The organism is Candidatus Defluviilinea gracilis (assembly GCA_016716235.1).
GTDB classification, from domain to species: domain Bacteria; phylum Chloroflexota; class Anaerolineae; order Anaerolineales; family Villigracilaceae; genus Defluviilinea; species Defluviilinea gracilis.
This window is the reverse complement of record JADJWS010000006.1, coordinates 1-16,104: the sequence shown is the minus strand read 5'-3', so window position 1 is coordinate 16,104 and position 16,104 is coordinate 1. Positions and strand designations below refer to the sequence as shown.

The 16,104-nt window shown below is 54.2% G+C and carries 17 protein-coding genes and 1 pseudogene; 8 read left to right on the top strand and 10 right to left on the bottom strand.

The window, feature by feature from the left end; all coding sequences use genetic code 11:
* The first annotated feature begins 159 nt into the window (after positions 1 to 159).
* The 7 genes from IPM31_17960 (at position 160) to IPM31_17930 (ending at position 6,684) form a co-directional block, all read left to right on the top strand.
* The gene (locus tag IPM31_17960) at positions 160 to 474 is read left to right on the top strand and encodes a Gldg family protein (protein MBK9008860.1); all 315 of its coding nucleotides are present in this window, start codon (positions 160 to 162) and stop codon (positions 472 to 474) included.
* Complete coding sequence (locus tag IPM31_17955) at positions 471 to 782, top strand: hypothetical protein (protein MBK9008859.1); 312 nt, start codon at positions 471 to 473, stop codon at positions 780 to 782. The genes IPM31_17960 and IPM31_17955 overlap by 4 nt, the downstream gene beginning before the upstream one ends.
* Entirely contained in the window at positions 763 to 1,002 is a 240-nt protein-coding gene (locus IPM31_17950) for a hypothetical protein (GenBank protein MBK9008858.1), read from the top strand. Before IPM31_17955 ends, IPM31_17950 begins: the two co-directional genes overlap by 20 nt.
* Before the next feature lies 1 nt (position 1,003).
* Positions 1,004 to 1,600 carry a DUF4340 domain-containing protein gene (locus IPM31_17945; GenBank protein ID MBK9008857.1) on the top strand — a complete coding sequence of 199 codons (597 nt, stop codon included), beginning with the start codon at positions 1,004 to 1,006 and terminating at the stop codon, positions 1,598 to 1,600.
* Between the two features lie 200 nt (positions 1,601 to 1,800).
* Positions 1,801 to 2,991, top strand: coding sequence for a sigma-70 family RNA polymerase sigma factor (locus tag IPM31_17940; GenBank protein MBK9008856.1), 1,191 nt, complete (start codon positions 1,801 to 1,803; stop codon positions 2,989 to 2,991).
* Between the two features lie 60 nt (positions 2,992 to 3,051).
* On the top strand, positions 3,052 to 5,058 hold the full coding sequence (locus IPM31_17935) for a glycosyltransferase family 39 protein (protein MBK9008855.1): 2,007 nt from the start codon (positions 3,052 to 3,054) through the stop codon (positions 5,056 to 5,058).
* 219 nt (positions 5,059 to 5,277) lie between these two features.
* Positions 5,278 to 6,684: a hypothetical protein gene (locus IPM31_17930; GenBank protein ID MBK9008854.1), complete on the top strand. Its 1,407-nt coding sequence runs from the start codon at positions 5,278 to 5,280 to the stop codon at positions 6,682 to 6,684.
* Here the strand turns inward: IPM31_17930 and IPM31_17925 are convergent, their stop codons facing one another.
* From IPM31_17925 to IPM31_17885, 9 genes and pseudogenes are all read right to left on the bottom strand, one after another.
* Positions 6,685 to 8,244: a glycosyltransferase family 39 protein gene (locus IPM31_17925; GenBank protein ID MBK9008853.1), complete on the bottom strand. Its 1,560-nt coding sequence runs from the start codon at positions 8,242 to 8,244 to the stop codon at positions 6,685 to 6,687.
* Entirely contained in the window at positions 8,241 to 9,557 is a 1,317-nt protein-coding gene (locus IPM31_17920) for a protoheme IX farnesyltransferase (GenBank protein ID MBK9008852.1), read from the bottom strand. The genes IPM31_17925 and IPM31_17920 overlap by 4 nt, the downstream gene beginning before the upstream one ends.
* Positions 9,554 to 10,300, bottom strand: coding sequence for an SURF1 family protein (locus IPM31_17915; GenBank protein MBK9008851.1), 747 nt, complete (start codon positions 10,298 to 10,300; stop codon positions 9,554 to 9,556). The genes IPM31_17920 and IPM31_17915 overlap by 4 nt, the downstream gene beginning before the upstream one ends.
* Positions 10,287 to 10,784 carry a hypothetical protein gene (locus tag IPM31_17910; protein ID MBK9008850.1) on the bottom strand — a complete coding sequence of 166 codons (498 nt, stop codon included), beginning with the start codon at positions 10,782 to 10,784 and terminating at the stop codon, positions 10,287 to 10,289. The genes IPM31_17915 and IPM31_17910 overlap by 14 nt, the downstream gene beginning before the upstream one ends.
* Before the next feature lies 1 nt (position 10,785).
* The gene (locus IPM31_17905) at positions 10,786 to 11,394 is read right to left on the bottom strand and encodes an SCO family protein (GenBank protein ID MBK9008849.1); all 609 of its coding nucleotides are present in this window, start codon (positions 11,392 to 11,394) and stop codon (positions 10,786 to 10,788) included.
* A gap of 90 nt (positions 11,395 to 11,484) precedes the next feature.
* Positions 11,485 to 12,294 (bottom strand): heme-copper oxidase subunit III, encoded by an 810-nt coding sequence (locus IPM31_17900; protein ID MBK9008848.1) that lies wholly within the window; start codon positions 12,292 to 12,294, stop codon positions 11,485 to 11,487.
* 22 nt (positions 12,295 to 12,316) lie between these two features.
* Positions 12,317 to 14,105: pseudogene (locus IPM31_17895) on the bottom strand (cbb3-type cytochrome c oxidase subunit I).
* A 278-nt stretch (positions 14,106 to 14,383) separates the two neighbouring features.
* Positions 14,384 to 14,533, bottom strand: a complete 150-nt coding sequence (locus IPM31_17890) for a hypothetical protein (protein ID MBK9008847.1) — start codon at positions 14,531 to 14,533, stop codon at positions 14,384 to 14,386.
* Positions 14,530 to 14,721, bottom strand: a complete 192-nt coding sequence (locus tag IPM31_17885) for a hypothetical protein (GenBank protein MBK9008846.1) — start codon at positions 14,719 to 14,721, stop codon at positions 14,530 to 14,532. The genes IPM31_17890 and IPM31_17885 overlap by 4 nt, the downstream gene beginning before the upstream one ends.
* A 516-nt stretch (positions 14,722 to 15,237) precedes the next feature.
* Here IPM31_17885 and IPM31_17880 point away from each other — a divergent pair.
* On the top strand, positions 15,238 to 15,384 hold the full coding sequence (locus IPM31_17880; GenBank protein ID MBK9008845.1) for a hypothetical protein: 147 nt from the start codon (positions 15,238 to 15,240) through the stop codon (positions 15,382 to 15,384).
* A 338-nt stretch (positions 15,385 to 15,722) separates the two neighbouring features.
* Here IPM31_17880 and IPM31_17875 read toward each other — a convergent pair whose 3' ends face one another.
* On the bottom strand, positions 15,723 to 15,956 hold the full coding sequence (locus IPM31_17875; GenBank protein MBK9008844.1) for a redoxin domain-containing protein: 234 nt from the start codon (positions 15,954 to 15,956) through the stop codon (positions 15,723 to 15,725).
* Positions 15,957 to 16,104 lie beyond the last annotated feature (148 nt).

Genomic DNA, 16,104 nt, shown 5'->3' with positions numbered 1-16,104 from the left:
TGAGATGAGCGGACGCAAAGAGATCGCCGCCTCCGCATCGGAGACAGAAATCTTGAAGCCTTATTGCGGTTAATCGACCCCGGAAGGCCAGGGCGATCTACTGCGTGATCGGTCATGGCGAGCGCGACACGCAGGAATACAATCACGAAACCCGGCTCGATGACCCGCGCTAAAGAAATTCTGGAAAGCAAGAATTACACCGTTAAAACGCTCAACCTGCCAGCCGAAAACAAGATACCCGACGACGCCGACCTTATCATTATCGCGGGACCCGTCCAGCCAATCACAGAAAACGAACAAAAATTGTTGCGCGAGTATCTAGCGGGAGGCGGTTCTCTGATCGTCATGGAAGACCCGCTCATTGTGACCGACTTCGGCGACCAGGCAGACCCGCTTGCCAAACTACTGCTCGACGACTGGGGCATTTCCATCAACAATGATGTGGTATCGATCTCGACAGCTCAGACTCCATGATTGGCACAGCGGCATCTTTACCCTGGGCGCACGCCATCACCCGCAAGATGAACAACATCATCACCTACTTCCCGCTCACGCGCAGTCTCACCATTGCGTCCGCGCCGGAAAACGTTCAAGCCAGCCTGCTGATCCAAACCACTCCAAAATCGTGGGGCGAAACAAATACGGCAGAGTCGAACGTCGCATTTGATGAAGCCGCAGATATTCCGGGACCCATGACGCTCGCCGTCGCGGCAGACAATACCGCCAACAACAGCCGCGTGGTTGTATTCGGCACATCACAATTTGCCACCGACCAGAACTGACCAATACGGCAACGGCGATCTGTTCGCCAACTCGGTGGATTGGGCCGCCCAACAAGAAAACCTGATCGAACTAACGCCCAAACAACCGGTCACCCGCAGTTTCAACCCCGCCTCGCAGGGACGAATCCTGTTCTTAATGTTCATCGTCGCAATTCTCATGCCCGGTATCTTCGTGGTACTCGGCGTGATGACCTGGCTTCAGCGCCGGAAACAGGGATAACATGCGACGAAACACAACGCTGGTATACCTGCTCATCCTCGCCGTGGCGCTGGGAGCGTACTACCTGATCAACAACCGCGAGAAACCGACCGAGATTGCCATCACGCTCGAACCAGATGAAATTGCATCGTATCTATTTAACGCGGCGGACGGCGTTCCCAGCAACATTCGCATTGAATCAAAAACGGGCGAAACGGTCGAGGTGGCGCGAGGCGAGGATGGCGCGTGGGAGTTGATCCTGCCGATCGAAGCCTCCGCAGATCAAGCGGCGGCAGAAGCGGCAGCCAGTCAAGTCACCACGTTGCGCATCGAAGATACCATCACCGATATCCCTCTGGATGTGATCGGCTTGGACGCGCCTGAATATACTTTAATTGTCCAATTCAAAAGCGGCGTGGAACGAAAAGCAAGCGTCGGTGTTATCACCCCAACAGAAAATGAATATTACGCGCTCAGCCCGGATGGCGATGTGGTGATCATCAACAAATTTAGCCTCGATCCGCTTCTTGGACTCCTTGCCGCCCCGCCATATTTGGAGAGCGCCCACGCCCAGCCCAGTGCCAACAGAAACTTTCACTCCGCTTCCACCCACGAGTGAGGTTGGCTCCCCAACCCCAGGCCACGAGCACTCTTCAGCCGTAACATTTCCAACCTTGGAGCGTCTATGAAAGAGAGCAACGAAAGGGCTTGAATTTCGTTTGGAAAATGTGTATTCTGATAAGAACCCTCTTGATTTTGCGCCCTAAAGTCATAACAAAGAAAGCGGACATAACCTGAATGGATGTAGAAAAAATATTGATGGTTGACGAAGAGGAAGAATTTCCCGCGATCGCGCGTTTGATCGAACTGGGACGACAAAAATCCTACGTCACGCTCGATGATATCCTGCACTTCTTCCCCGAAGCCGAGCAGGATGTGGAGCAACTCGAAGAAGCTTTTTCGGCTCTTTTGAGCGCCGGGATTCCCTTCGTGGAGGATACCAACACCTCTGAACCCACCGAGGACGAACTCGTGGCAGTGGAAGCCACAGAGGCTGAGCCGGAAGTCGATCTCGCGCTCGACGATTATCTTGCCAACATCGACACGGACGACACAATCGGCTTGTACCTCAAAGAGGTCAGCCGCGTTCCGCTGTTGACCGCGACGGAAGAAGTGCCACTCGCCCAACGCATCGAGCGTGGACGCATGTCGCGCGAAGAACTCGCAAAAGGCAACGCGACGCCTCGCCGCCGCGCCGACTTGCGCAAACTCATCGAAGACGGCTGGGCGGCGCGCGAACATCTCATCACGGCAAACTCGCGCTTGGTGATCTCTGTCGCTAAAAAATATATGGGACGCGGCGTTCCCTTCCTCGATTTGATCCAAGAAGGCAACATCGGTCTCATCCGCGCAACCAAGAAATTCGACTACCGCCGCGGACATAAATTTTCCACGTATGCCACATGGTGGATTCGCCAGGCGGTCACGCGCGCCATCGCCGACCAGGGGCGCACAATCCGCGTCCCCGTCCACATGGGCGACCAGATCAATAAACTCCTGCGCGTGCAACACCAGTTGACTCAACGTCTCGGGCGCGAACCGAGCGTGGAAGAAATCGCAGAAGCCCTTGACGTGCCGCCGAAGAAAGTGGAAAACATGATCCAGGTGGCGCGGCGTCCGCTCTCGCTGGAAACCCCGACCGACGATGAAGAAGATTCGGTGTTGGGCGATTTCATCGAAGACGACGAGGCTCCCCCTCCCGACGACACCGCTACGTATAACCTGCTCAAAGAACATCTCGGCGAAGTGTTGAACGGATTGCCCCCGCGCGAAGTCCGTATTTTGCAACTGCGCTACGGCTTGCTCGACGGGCAGGCATACACCCTCGAAGAGGTCGGTCGCAAAATGGGCGTCACGCGCGAACGCGTCCGCCAGATCGAAGCGCAGGCATTGAGCCGGCTAAGACACCCGACCATCCGCCGTAAGTTGCGCGACTATTTAGGAGAATAATTCGAAAGCGATGACGCTGAAACGTCATCGCTTTTTTGATTCGTAACTTATAATCAAGGCATGGACAAGAAACTCGTTTCGCCACTCATCGGCATTCTCGTCATTGCCTGGGCGGGTTTTTCGATGGGGGCATATTTTGTTTCGCACAAACCTCTAATAATCCAAGTGGCGGGTCAAGTCGCCTATTCTGTCTGGACACTGATCATCACAATCCTATTAACAATCAATGCGTTCGCGCTTGGCAACCTCACCTTACGGCGCTTGCTTCCCAACAGCGCCTGCAACACGCCAGCCCTGCTCCTGGCAGGCGGCATGGGGCTGGGATGGCTCGGTATCCTTGGTTTTGGGATGGTCTTGGTTGGCGCAACGCACACAGGAATATTGCTGGGAGCGCAAGTTTTGATCCTGGTTTATTTCTATCGGCGCGGCGAGGTAACAGAAACTCTAAATCAAATTCGAACTCTCCGCCGGGAGATCAAAGAATCCGCGACACAAATCCCTGTTTGGATGGTATGGTTTGCCTCCATCGCCTTCGCCCTCACAGCGCTTCGCACCTACCTTCCACCTGTTGACGCCTTCGACGCGCTTCTCTACCATTTGAGAATCCCTCAACTATGGCTTGCGGATGGAGGCTTACAACCATACAACATTCCCCATTACTGGTTTCCAGGTATCGTCGAAGGCGTATATTTCTGGGGAGTAGGCATGGGATCCGAACTTGTCTCACAGCAAGCCCATTTCCTATGGGCGTTTCTCCTGACGTTGTTGATTTGGCATTGGACAAGGCAACTCTTCGGGGACATCGCCGCCGCATGGGCTGTATTATTGATCTTCTCCATGCCATCTATGTTGTTGCTTGCCACGTGGGCATACACCGACCTGGCGCTTTCATTCTACGGGGTTGCGATGCTTTATTGCCTATGGGCGGGAATAGAAACGGATGATAAAAGATGGTGGAAGATAAGCGCCATAGCGGCAGGTATGGCAATGGGCGTCAAATACACGAGCGTCGTCATGCCCATTAGCGCCGCGCTTATCATCACAGCGTGGACGTTTCAATCGCCGCGCGAATGGATTCGCGCAGTCGCGCAGTTCAGTCTATTCAGTCTTGTCACAGGGTCGGTCTGGTATCTCCGTAACTGGTATTGGATGGGCAATCCGTTTTACCCGTTTGTATTCGGCGGCAGGTATTGGGACTCGTTCAGGGCGCAGGCATTTTCAGGAGCGGGAACAGGCATCGGCTGGGATTGGGAAGCGATCTTGTTACTTCCGATCACCGTCACGCTTGGATATCAGGACGCCAACTCGATTGACGCGGATATCGGTCCGCTGTTGTTAACCGCGCTACCCCTGGCGTTACTGGCAATGCGCCGTATCAAAGCGTATGACGCAATAAAACGGAACGCGCTGACGGCTATCGGAATATTTATAGCCACAAGCGCCGCCTTTTGGATCTATGGATATATTTCATCGCGGGGGTTGTGGCAGGCTCGTTTACTGATGCCCGCCATGATCCCCTTCGCCATACCGGCGGCAATCGGAGTGACCGCGATAAGGGAATTCGACTCAAATAAATTTCAGGCTTCATTCATCATTTCCGGGCTTTTGATCGCAAGCATGGCGCTCAATCTCATCAACATGGGATTGAGCGTGATCGCCAGGAACCCATTCGCGCTCGCAACAGGGATCGTCACACGCGAGTCGTATCTCGAAAAATATCAACCGGGTTACGCCTCTGCGTTAGAAATGATCTCCCGCTTGCCGGAAGACGCCAGCGTTTATTTTCTCTTCGAACCCCGCAGTTACGGGATGACGCGCAAGGTTCAGCCCGACCCTATTCTGGATAATTTCAGCCATGATCTGTTTCTCCACAAGAATCCACAAGCCATACTTAAGGCATGGCAACGGGATGGATATACTCATGTTCTGTTGAACGCGCAAGGCGTGGAGTATGTCTTTCAAAATACGCCGGACCAAAAGGCGGAGTTCCAGGCAACCATGGCGCTGCTTTCAGATCCATTCGCATCAGAAGCAACAGGGTATATTTTATACAAAATACCCAGGTAAAGCATTCTGCAAGAAAACCAAATGATCGAAGTTGTTATACCTGTAACCCAATAGGATTTACGCAGTGGAACCTGTTGCTCCGTAGTTGCACTGCGGCGGCGGCAGTACAACTGCCCGGCAACTGCGTAAGTCCTGCCCAATGAATGCAATCGACAGCCACACGCCATGCGCCACCCCAGACTCATTCAGATACCCACCATATTCTTCGCGGCTATCTTAATGCTCTCTTTAATCTCCGGCGGGCAAATGCTCAGCATAGACAGCGACCTGGGGCGGCATTTGATACTTGGCAAGCACATCCTCGAACAGCGCGTCATCCCAACCCATGATCTTTTTTCGCACACCCTGACCGGCGAATCCCGTCCGCCGTACGAGTGGCTCTCGCAAGTTATCTTTGAGATCGCAAATCAATGGCTGGGACTAGACGGCGTGATCCTGCTCACGGCAATCCTCCTCAGCGCGGTCATCCTTCTTCTGTACCGACATTGCTTCAATCGAAGTCAATCGGTGTTGATCTCGTTTCTCGTTGTTTTGATTGCGACTGGCGCGACGAGTATTCATTGGCTTCCGCGTCCACACGTCATCACCTTTTTATTGCTTGCCATTTGGATTCACAACCTTGAAAAACTCCGAACTGGCAAGCAAATAAGAATTTACTTTTTCCCCCTCATCATGCTGTTTTGGGCAAACTTGCACGGCGGATTTATCTTCGGCTTTCTCGCGTTCGCCGCGTACTTCGCAGGCTGGCTATGGGACAAATGGCGGAATCGAGCAAGCATGGAATCAGGCAAAAAACTTTTCCTTGCGGGCATTTATTCCCTCCCCGCTTCGATCCTCACCCCCGATCTTTGGCATAACTGGGAGGCGGTTCTCAACAACCGCAGTTCGTTCATCCTCACCCGCACTGTCGAGACGATGCCGCCGAATTTATCGGACCCGTCCGTTGCGCCCTTCGTTATTCTGCTTTTGCTCACTGTGTTCTTTTCACTAGCCAATTGGCAGAGCATTTCAGCGGCGCATGTTTTCCTGCTCGGCGGGTTTGCCGTCTTGGCATTGATGATGACGAGAAATATCCCGTTGTTTGCAATTGTCTGCGCGCCGATTCTGGCGGAATGGATCGCTACGAAAGCGAATCAATTCCCCGCGTGGAAACGATTCGATGAACGCTTTGTAAACCTCGCCACGCCTAGCCGATCATTTCTGCTTCCAGCAATTTTGATCATTCTTTCTGTTGGATTTTTTGCCTACAGCCACGCAAAAGGCAGGCAAGTTTATCAGTTCAACCCGCAGGTATTTCCCGTCCAGGCAGTAGATTGGCTAAAGGAGAATCCAATCGAGGGCAACATGTTCAACGAGTTCAACTGGGGTGGCTACCTGCTTTATCGTTTGTGGCCCCGCAATCTTGTTTTTGTGGACAGTCAAAGCGACTTCTATGGCGAGCCGTTGATGCGCGATTATGAAACGATGATGTATGCGAAAAATAATTGGCGTGACCTGCTGAATCAGTATCAAATCACATGGGCGATCATTCCCTCAAACGCGCCATTGGCGAATCAATTGGAGCAAGAGATTGGCTGGACAGTTTTGTATGAAGACCCCGTAGCCGTCATCATTCAGCGGAAGTAGTTATTTCCGCCGCGAGATCAGAACGCCATCTGATTCGTACACCACATCAAACCCCGAATCCAATTTGAGACTCTCCACAAAATACGGAAACACTCTCTGCGGCGCAAGCGGACCGCAATTGTTCACGCGCAAAATTTTCGAAACATAGAGGTAATCATAGTCCGCGCGGTCAACAAGTTCGTCAAGGCAAGCCATGTCGCTGTTCGCCAAACACTCCTGCACCGCATACGTCGAACGCACGTAATCGTTGAATCCCGCGCCCTTCGTCCATTCGGTGCCTTGCACGGTGAACAAACTTTTCCTCCCGCTGATGGCGGGGAACCATTCCATCACCGAATCGCACGAGGCTGACGTTGTGCCGGTCAACACGAGGAAGCGCGAATCGTCGGGCGTGTTCTCTCGCGCCCAACGCATCGCCTCTTCGTCCGGTGGATACAGGGTTGCAGTGGATAACTGCAAGCCGAATTGCGCGGTGGAAAATATCAGATACAGGATGAGATAAATAAAAACATTCCGCTCTGTGGAGGAAACTTCCGTTTCTTTCGACGGGACAGGCTGGATCGCCGGTAGGATGACTTCCACAAGCCCCAGCGCGGCAAGCATCGCCAGCGGAATCGCCGCAGGACCCGCCGCGCTCCGCCCTTCGATGAAGAAGGGAATCGCCATCCACAACGGAAGCAGGTAGTCCCGTCGGATGAGGCGGTGGGCGATCCCGATCAAGCCGAGGACGGCGATCACCGTCGCATAGGGTTCCTCCGTAAAGACGAAGAAGAGCAAATTGAACACCGCCGCAAATTTCGAGCCAGTCGCCGCGCCGCTCAACAACGGAGCGACTCCATGATACGAAATGACCGACGCCCACCACGGCGCGGACACGACCGCCACAACCAACCCAACAAGTATCGACTGAATAAACGCTTTGCGCGTTCGTGAAAGCATGAGCCACAAAAAGACGGCAGAGACCAACGTATGCACCGCCGCTTCCGGGTGACTCATCACCGCCAGCCCGCCGAAGATGCCCGCGAGAAAAATATCGGAGCGGCGATTCTGTTCGTAAAGGCGAATCACCACCGCCAGTGTGAGCAGCATAAAAAATTGACCGGGACTGCGCGTCAGCCCGCCGCCCATCACGAACCACGACAGCGCTCGCGGCATCAAGGCGAAGAAGAAGGTCGAGACCGCCGCGTGGAATTTATTTTTGAGCAATTGCAAGGCAAGAAAATAAAATGCGGGGATCGAAAGAGTCGCAAAGAAAGCGGGAAGCCAGCGGACCACTTGCGTTGAATCCAGCCCAAAGACCAGCGAGGTAATTGCGCCGAAATAAAACCCCAACGGCGGATACGCATACGGGATATTCAGATGGTTATACGTTGTGAATGCGGCAAGAACGAAACGATTCGCTCGCAAGTCGTCTACCATCGCGGCGAACATGCCGCCGTCGTTGATGGCGAACCCTGCTAGCAGAGTCGGGTTGAAGCGCATGTAAGCGCCGATCGCGCACGCCAGAATCAGAATCAGCGTCCCCCATTCCTCGCGCGTGATCGGCTTCTTTTGCTTCATAACACCGAATCGATCATAATGGCGATAAAGATGAAAACAAGATAGCTACTCGACCACTTGTACATACGCCAGGCAACTTTATTGCCGCCTGTTCTCCAAACCTTCCATGCGGCATACAACAACGCACCGCCCAACACAAGCGACGAGACCAGATAGAAAGAGCCAGCCAGGTTGAGGATGGGTAACAACAACGTGACGATCACCAACTCGATGGTGTACACGAAGATCTGCCTGCGCGTCTCCATCTCGCCGCGCACAACTGGCATCATCGGAACGCCCGCATGTTCGTAATCCTTCATGCGGACGATGGCGAGCGCCCAAAAATGCGGAGGCGTCCACATGAAGATAATGGCGAAGAGGATCCACGCCGTCCAATCGAGGTGACCGGTGGCGGCGGCATAGCCCACCATCGGAGGGATCGCCCCCGCCCCTCCGCCGATGACGATATTTTGCACCGTCGCTTTTTTCAACCACATGCTATACAGGATCACGTAATACGCAATTCCCGCCAGCGAAAGCAACGCGGCAAGGTCGTTGACAAAACAGGCGAGAATGTAATAACTGATCAGCGACATGCCCAGCCCAAACGCGAGCCCCTCCGCGTCGGTTAACCGCCCGTCTGCCATCGGACGTTTTGCAGTGCGTTGCATACGCCTGTCCAACTCGCGGTCGATGTATTGATTCAGCGCGCCCGAACCGCCCGCCGCGAGCGCCCCGCCGAGCAACGTCCAGACGGTCAGCGAAAAGGACGGGATTGCCTTCATGCCGATCACCAATCCGCCGTACGTTGTGATCAAAAGCAAGCCCACGATCAACGGTTTCGTCAACGCGAACAGGTCCTTGGCGCGCTGAAGTTTACCGGTCCTCGGGGGAACCGATTCTGCTTCGTGGCTGACGCCGGACGCATACACCAGCAAGATCAACGAAATCCACAACGCGATCGTTGTCAACGTATGCAAGACGAACAAATGCCGCGCTTCCGATTGCGAGATCAAAGCCGCGCCAACCAGAGCCTGCCCAAAGAACATCACGCCTAAAATCGTTGTCAACGGAAGGATCAAGCGATGTGAGCGCTGTTCCCGCCACGCCTTGCGAAACACAAGCGCCATCAAGACCGACGCGATACCGACCAGCGAAAGATGAGCAAGTTTCAACCAACCCACCGGCGCGGAGGGAATGCACAGGGGCCAGCCCGCGCAAAACTGCGCGGCGTCTGAAAGGGTGACAATGCGCCCAGCCACCGTGAGGGCAATCACGGAAACGAAAAGCGTCACAACATAGCGTGCAAAAGAAGAGCGAAGTGTGAATTTCATGCGGAAAGTGAATCCTGTTTCTTTATAAAATAAGGGTAGCCAAAGAATAACAAGGCGGCGAAGGTGAACCACTGCATAGCATACCCAAAATGCGAACCTTCTGTCAAATCCTTTTCGGCTTGCGCAGGCGCGATCGGCGGCGTTGTATCATTCGCAACAGCCGCAAGTTGGAGGTAGACCGGCAGGATCGGGTACGGCAACTGACGGGCGATGTTCGCCACGTCGGGGTTGATCCAAAATTCGAGCGGGGAACCATCCTGAGGAAGCGCGTCGGGGATTCCACCGAAGGCTGGTTTGCCATGCCCCGGCTGAATCCACCCCTCTACAACAACCGGGCCGGTCTCGTCGTACTTGCGCCAGTCATCGGGCGTGTCGTTCCCGTCGGCGGGAATCCAGCCGCGGTCGACCAGAACAGCCATCCCGTCGAATCGAAGCGGGGTGAAGAGGTGATATCCGTATTGCCCAAGGCGTTCCTGATTCCGCATGGCGACCTGGTTTTCGAAATCATAATTTCCTGTCACGGTCGCGGCGCGGTCTTTCATCTCGCCCAGGGCTTCGGGGATTTCAACATTGAGATCGATGCGGTCGTTGGATCGCATTTCAAGGTAATGCGCATTGTCCGCGCGCCGCGTTTCCAGTCGATCCAGTTGCCAGATGCCGAGGCGAATCAAAACCAGCGTTCCGGCGAAGACAAGGAGGGTTGTCAGCCGCCACGCGCGGCTGAACATTCTACGCAGGAGCATGGTCTTTTTTCACCGGCATCACAAGGCTATACAACGCGATCAGCACGGCAAGCGGCAGACCCGTGCCGAGAATTCCAACGAGGTGCGTATACGGCGTCAGCGCGTCGCGCACTTCAAGCCCAAAGTAATTCCCCGATTGAAACGTGCATTCGTACGTGAGGCTTTCCTTTTGGTTGAAAGATAAACGGGCAGAAGCCTTTGCGGGAATCCACAGCGGACCCAATTTATGGTCGACCACATCTTCGTTGTTGACGATCAGCGTATCGCCCACAACAAACATCATGTTTGTCGGAATGGATGGAGGCTGTTCGCCGCGCGCCACTTGCTCCGACGTTCCGTTGGGTATGGTCAAAACGATCTCTTGCGGCGCGCGAGTTGCCTGACCGAGTAAAAAGATGGGCGTTTCGGTTAAGGCTACCCCGATCAGCAAGCCCAGGAACAAGGAGATGCCGATCCGTTTGATGTAAATTTTTTTGCTGGTCATGCTATTCTTTCAAGACCAGTTTCAAATCGTGGATGATATCCTCCACCGGCGCGTCGTACGGAAAAGAGAGGCGCAGGTTGCCGTTGCGGTCGATGAGCAAGATGCGCGCCGTATGGTTGACGAGATACCCGGTGGCCGATTCGCTGTCCATGACTTCGCGGAAAATACCATAATCGCTCCAAACGGTTGCCAGCTCAGACTCGTCGCCGCTCAAGCCAATGAACGACGCGCTGAAATGATCCACATATTCCTGCACGCGCTGGGGCGTGTCACGTTCCGGGTCGACGGTAACGAACACCACCTTGATCTGTTGCGCTTCTGTGGGTTTTAACGCCTCGATGGCGAGTTTCATATCCGCGAGCGTGGTTGGGCATACATCCGGGCAGGAGGTGTAGCCAAAGAAGAGCAATACAACACCGCCGCGCTGTTCGCTTAACTTGAACACAGAGCCATCGGCGCGCGCTAATTCGATCTCGCCAGCCAGCGGGTACGGTTCGACATAATACGCGCCGCGAAATTGATCTGGTTTGCCAAAGATCATCACGGCTGTGATGATCGTGATGAGCAGGACTAACGCGCCGATTCCCGCCAATAGAATTTTTCGATCCATGAATTGACCTTTCATCAAAAAACGGGGCGACCCTTGTGCTGGTCGCCCCGCGTTCATATTGTGTCGCGCCGAAAGCCGTCTTGGTTTGCGTTAGACCGCTGTCCCGATCAGATACAGCGCCGGGTAGAAGAAAATCCACACCACGTCGATGAAGTGCCAGTACACCGCGGCGGCTTCGACCGGGTACTGCTTCTCATCGTACAAGCCTCTTTTGCCGTTGATCCAAATGATCAAGAGGAGGATCAAGCCGGTCAACACGTGAAAGGCATGCATTCCCGTCATCATGAAGAACGCCGCTCCTGCGGGACCCGACGAGGCTTTCAATAACGTTTTCCCTTCCGGCTCGCCGAATAAGTGAAGGATTGGTTCGGCAATGGCAGGCACAGTGTGCCACTCCACCAGGATCACGCCCAGCAGGAAGAACAAGCCCAGCACAAAGGTGACCATGATGTTTCGTAAAAATCCCTGGCGGTTGCCGTTGTGCAGTTCAACTTCGCCGCGGTTCATAAAGAACGAGGAGATGAGAAGCACCGCAGTCACAAAGAACCCGAGGGTTTGGCTGAGGTCTGGGCGGGTCATGCCCAGCAGGCTGAGGCGCATCACCATCAACCCGCCGAACACGAACGAGTCGGAGACGAGAAAGAGCCACAAGCCCAGGCGGTTGGTCCCGCTCTTGTAGGCGTACGATTCGTGGTTGCTCTCGTCGCTTTCACTCAGCTTGTTTACGTGCATGTAATACCAGAGCACCAAGGCGGCTTTGACAATCGCCACCGCCACAAGAATAACGACCGAGTTGAAGGTGATCGCGACAAAGAATTCCAGCGCGGTCAACACCGCAAGGTACACGAAAATAAACACGCCCTGCGACAGTAAATTAGGATGTTGTTGTTTGTTCGACATGAACGGCTACCTGCCCTTTGAGTTAATGTTTCCCGGCTGACTTCGCCGCGAATTCAACAAATTTCGAACCGGGCAAGCCGTAATCATACGGTTCGCCAACCACTTCGAATGGAACTTCATAATTGTGAGCCGGCATCGGCGAGGGAACCTGCCATTCGGGCGAGCGAGAATTCCACGCATTTCCTGTGGCCGGCTCGCCATGCTTGATGCTTCGGAAGAAATTGATGAAGAAGATCAAGATCGAGATGGCGATGAGGAAGGCGCAAACGGTCAGGAACAATTGCGCGCCATCGAACCCGAGGGCCGGATCGTAATCCACGATACGGCGGCGCATGCCGCGCAGACCGATGAACATCATGCCGAGCGTCAGCGCAAAGAACGAGGGGGTCATCAACCAGAAGTGCACTTTGCCCCAGAACTCGTTCATTTTTCTGCCGGTCGCTTTGGGGAACCAATAATAAATGGCGGCAAAGAACGGGAAGACGAATCCGCCGAAGATCGTGTCGTGGAAGTGTCCAACGACCCAGTAGGTGTCATGCAAGTGGAGGTCGAGCGCGACCATCGCGTTTGGAGGACCCGTGACGCCGCCCAGCAAAAATACAACAATAGACCCGAGGACGAACAGCATCGGGGTTGGCGTCTCGATCTTTCCGCCCCACATGGTTGCCACCCACGAGAAGAACTTCACGCCCGTGGGAACAGCCACCAGCATGGTGCTGTACATGAACGGCACGCGCAGGTATTCGTTCATACCGGAGGTGAACATGTGATGCGCCCACACCACAAAACCGACCAGCGCAATGCCCAACGAGGACATCGCAACCCAGCGATACCCGAATAACGGCTTGCGGACGAAGACCGGCAGGAGTTCAGAGATCACGCCCAAGCCGGGGAGAACGAAAACGTACACCGCCGGGTGGGAGTAGAACCAGAATAAATGTTGGAAGAGAACCGGGTTGCCGCCTTTGCCGGGGTCGAAGAATCCCATCCCAAACAGGCGCTGGAACATCACCAATTGGAAGGAAAGACCGATTAACTGCGTGGCGGTCAGGGCGATGATGGAGGTGGCGACGGATGCCCAAACGAGGATCGGCATCCGCATGGCGGTCATGCCTTTCGGCGCGCATACGGACGACCGTGGCGATCACGTTCAACGCGCCGAGGATGGACGACCAACCGGCTGTGAACACGCCCAGAAAGAACATTTGCACGCCAAGCGGGGCGCGCGAGGAAAGCGGAGGATAACCAGTCCAGCCGGTGTCAAAACCGCCGAGGATCAACGCAAGCAACAATAAAACAGAAGCCGGCACAGCCACCCAGTACGCGAAGGCGTTCATGCGCGGGAATGCCATATCGTGCGCGCCCACCAAAAGCGGAACGACATAATTCATAATGCCCGAGATACCGAGCAGGATCGAGACGATCATGATCATGCCGTGAAGCGACATGAGCGTGTTGTAGATCTGAGGACCGTTCTGATTGAAGACATCGAGTTCAAGGGTGAGGAAATCCAAGCCCGATGCGGCAAGTTCCGAGCGGAAGATTAGCGCAAAAGTACCGCCAACCGCGAGGAGGAACAACGCTGTGACGGTATATTGAATGCCAATGACTTTGTGATCCAGCGATACGCCAAAGTATTTTTGCCAGCCCGGCTCGTCTTCATGGTGGTCGGGCGTGTCGATCCCCCGCGCCCACTTCACCCAATCGGTCATCACGCCGACGCCGAAGAAGAAAGAGACCACGCCCACCAACGCTCCAAACACCCACGCCGGTTCGGTGAACAGAAATGCGCCAATGCTTTCCAGTCCCATCAACGCGCGGATACGGGTCACAAGCGCCGCGCCGATCACCGTGCCGACAACTTGAAAGACCAATCCGCGCGTGATGCCGCGATAACCGTACAAACCAAAGAAGAACGCCGTAAACCCAAACAACAACGCGAATGCGGAAGGAACAGAAGCCGAGAATTTCAGCTCGCCACGGATCGCAGCATCAATGCCAAGACCGATGCCGTATCCGATCGCGCCGGCAATGACAAGAAGAAGGAAAGCCCTTCCTAAAGTGTTATTTTTCATGAAACCTCCACCGCCTACTTGATCGTTTTGATATATGCGACGATTGCCGAGAGTTCGTCGGGAGTAAATGTGTATTGAACCATCTGAACCGTTTCAAAGCCCTTGACGATCTTTGCCTGCGGGTTGCTGATCGACTCGGTAATGAAGGCGTCGTCGGCAGTCACGGTGGCGCCCGTTTGAGAGTTTCAACTTGCGAGCCGTATAACCCAAACCAGGTGGGACCCAACCAACGTTCCCCGGTAAGCGAGTGGCAAGCCGTGCAACCGTTTTGCTGAACGAGCAACTGCCCGAATCCCTCCGGGCGAAGAGGCGGCGAGTTTCGCTTTTTCCAATTCACCCGCCAACCAAGCATCATACTCTGCTTGCGATTGAATAATGGCCCGGGTTTTCCATGGAATAGTGCTTTGTGCCGCACAACTCGGCGCAACGCACCTTGTAACTCCCCCTTCAGTGGGAGTGATGGTCAATTCCGTAAACCGCCCCGGCACTCGGTCTTGCTTGACGCGGAATTCAGGAACCCAGAAGGGATGATCACATCCGAGGAGATCATTCGCAACAACACCTGCTCCCCGACCGGTATGTGCAACTGATGGAAACCACAACCAAGCCGGTCGCAGGATCGGCAGGGTACTCAAACCTCCACGACCATTGCAAACCTGTTACTTTAATAACAGGGCCTGCGGGTTTCGCGCCAATGTTTGGGCTAAATTGTGCCGCCAAGCACCGAAAAAGAAAACCACGATCAACAAAGGATCGCCGTCCAAAACAACTCAAGCGTGGTATTCCCCTCAAAGTGAGCGCCTTCCCCGCTTTCACCTCGGCCGGGCGGCGGAACACGCATCAGGCTGCACCCCACTTTGGGCACACAATGAGCGAAAAGAAAAATGACATCACGATCAAGATCAGGTTCCACATCCAATCGATCCCGGAACCGCCTGCGCGCCTGCCGCCACAGGCGTATCAAGTGCGCCGCGCTCAGCCCCTATGTACAAAAGACCGACGCCAGAATGGTTGATATTCCCACAACGATGAAATGTCGCACTACTCTTCTCTGAAATAAAATCTGATGAGGAGACCCCCGATCAGAAGCCGCCTAAGTTTATCATAATTCCCAGATTGTCACAATTTTCACAGCGGATGAAACCCCGCGTTTCCTCCGCAGGGACGGCTGATCAGCCTAGTGCCTCTGCCAACGCCGCAAGAACCTCCGCGCTGTGTTGCGCCGGGCGCACTTGCTCAAACACTTTCGATCGTTCCGTTGCCGTCGGTGATTATCCTCAATACGCCACTCGCAAGACTTGCCTAAAAATTTCTTCGGTCTGACTTGATGAGATCGCAAGCCCGATGTCCTCGTCAATTAATAACGGGAATGGGAGCATAAATTTTTTTCTTGAACTTCATGCGATTCGACCGTATCGGGCTGACGCCAAGAATTACAATACCCAGCATTTCATACGCGGAATAATCATCGCAGAGTAGCAGGCTTCCTTTAATACCCGGCGTATCATCGGCGGGATAAAAATATAAGACCACATTCCTGCCGCGATACTCGGACGGTTTTCTTACGATATTCGTATCGTCATGCAATTCAAAATCAGGGCGGAGAGATTCCAGCAGAAATTGGCATTGGGGTTGGCGTCCAAGAATTTTTCCCCATTATACACGTTGAGCCAACAATTAGACAAAAAAACGATCGCCGAGGATCACTCAAACCTTGCTTTGCGCTTGACAGCGG

Bases quoted from the DNA above. Each gene is read 5' to 3' on its own strand.
- IPM31_17935 (MBK9008855.1), top strand. From the start codon at position 3,052: ATGGACAAGAAACTCGTTTCGCCACTCATCGGCATTCTCGTCATTGCC.
- IPM31_17885 (MBK9008846.1), bottom strand. From the start codon at position 14,721: ATGCTTGGTTGGCGGGTGAATTGGAAAAAGCGAAACTCGCCGCCTCTT.
- IPM31_17940 (MBK9008856.1), top strand. From the start codon at position 1,801: ATGGTTGACGAAGAGGAAGAATTTCCCGCGATCGCGCGTTTGATCGAA.
- IPM31_17915 (MBK9008851.1), bottom strand. From the start codon at position 10,300: ATGCTCCTGCGTAGAATGTTCAGCCGCGCGTGGCGGCTGACAACCCTC.
- IPM31_17960 (MBK9008860.1), top strand. From the start codon at position 160: ATGACCCGCGCTAAAGAAATTCTGGAAAGCAAGAATTACACCGTTAAA.
- IPM31_17925 (MBK9008853.1), bottom strand. From the start codon at position 8,244: ATGAAGCAAAAGAAGCCGATCACGCGCGAGGAATGGGGGACGCTGATT.
- IPM31_17945 (MBK9008857.1), top strand. From the start codon at position 1,004: ATGCGACGAAACACAACGCTGGTATACCTGCTCATCCTCGCCGTGGCG.
- IPM31_17920 (MBK9008852.1), bottom strand. From the start codon at position 9,557: ATGAAATTCACACTTCGCTCTTCTTTTGCACGCTATGTTGTGACGCTT.
- IPM31_17930 (MBK9008854.1), top strand. From the start codon at position 5,278: ATGCTCTCTTTAATCTCCGGCGGGCAAATGCTCAGCATAGACAGCGAC.
- IPM31_17880 (MBK9008845.1), top strand. From the start codon at position 15,238: ATGAGCGAAAAGAAAAATGACATCACGATCAAGATCAGGTTCCACATC.
- IPM31_17910 (MBK9008850.1), bottom strand. From the start codon at position 10,784: ATGACCAGCAAAAAAATTTACATCAAACGGATCGGCATCTCCTTGTTC.
- IPM31_17955 (MBK9008859.1), top strand. From the start codon at position 471: ATGATTGGCACAGCGGCATCTTTACCCTGGGCGCACGCCATCACCCGC.
- IPM31_17905 (MBK9008849.1), bottom strand. From the start codon at position 11,394: ATGGATCGAAAAATTCTATTGGCGGGAATCGGCGCGTTAGTCCTGCTC.
- IPM31_17900 (MBK9008848.1), bottom strand. From the start codon at position 12,294: ATGTCGAACAAACAACAACATCCTAATTTACTGTCGCAGGGCGTGTTT.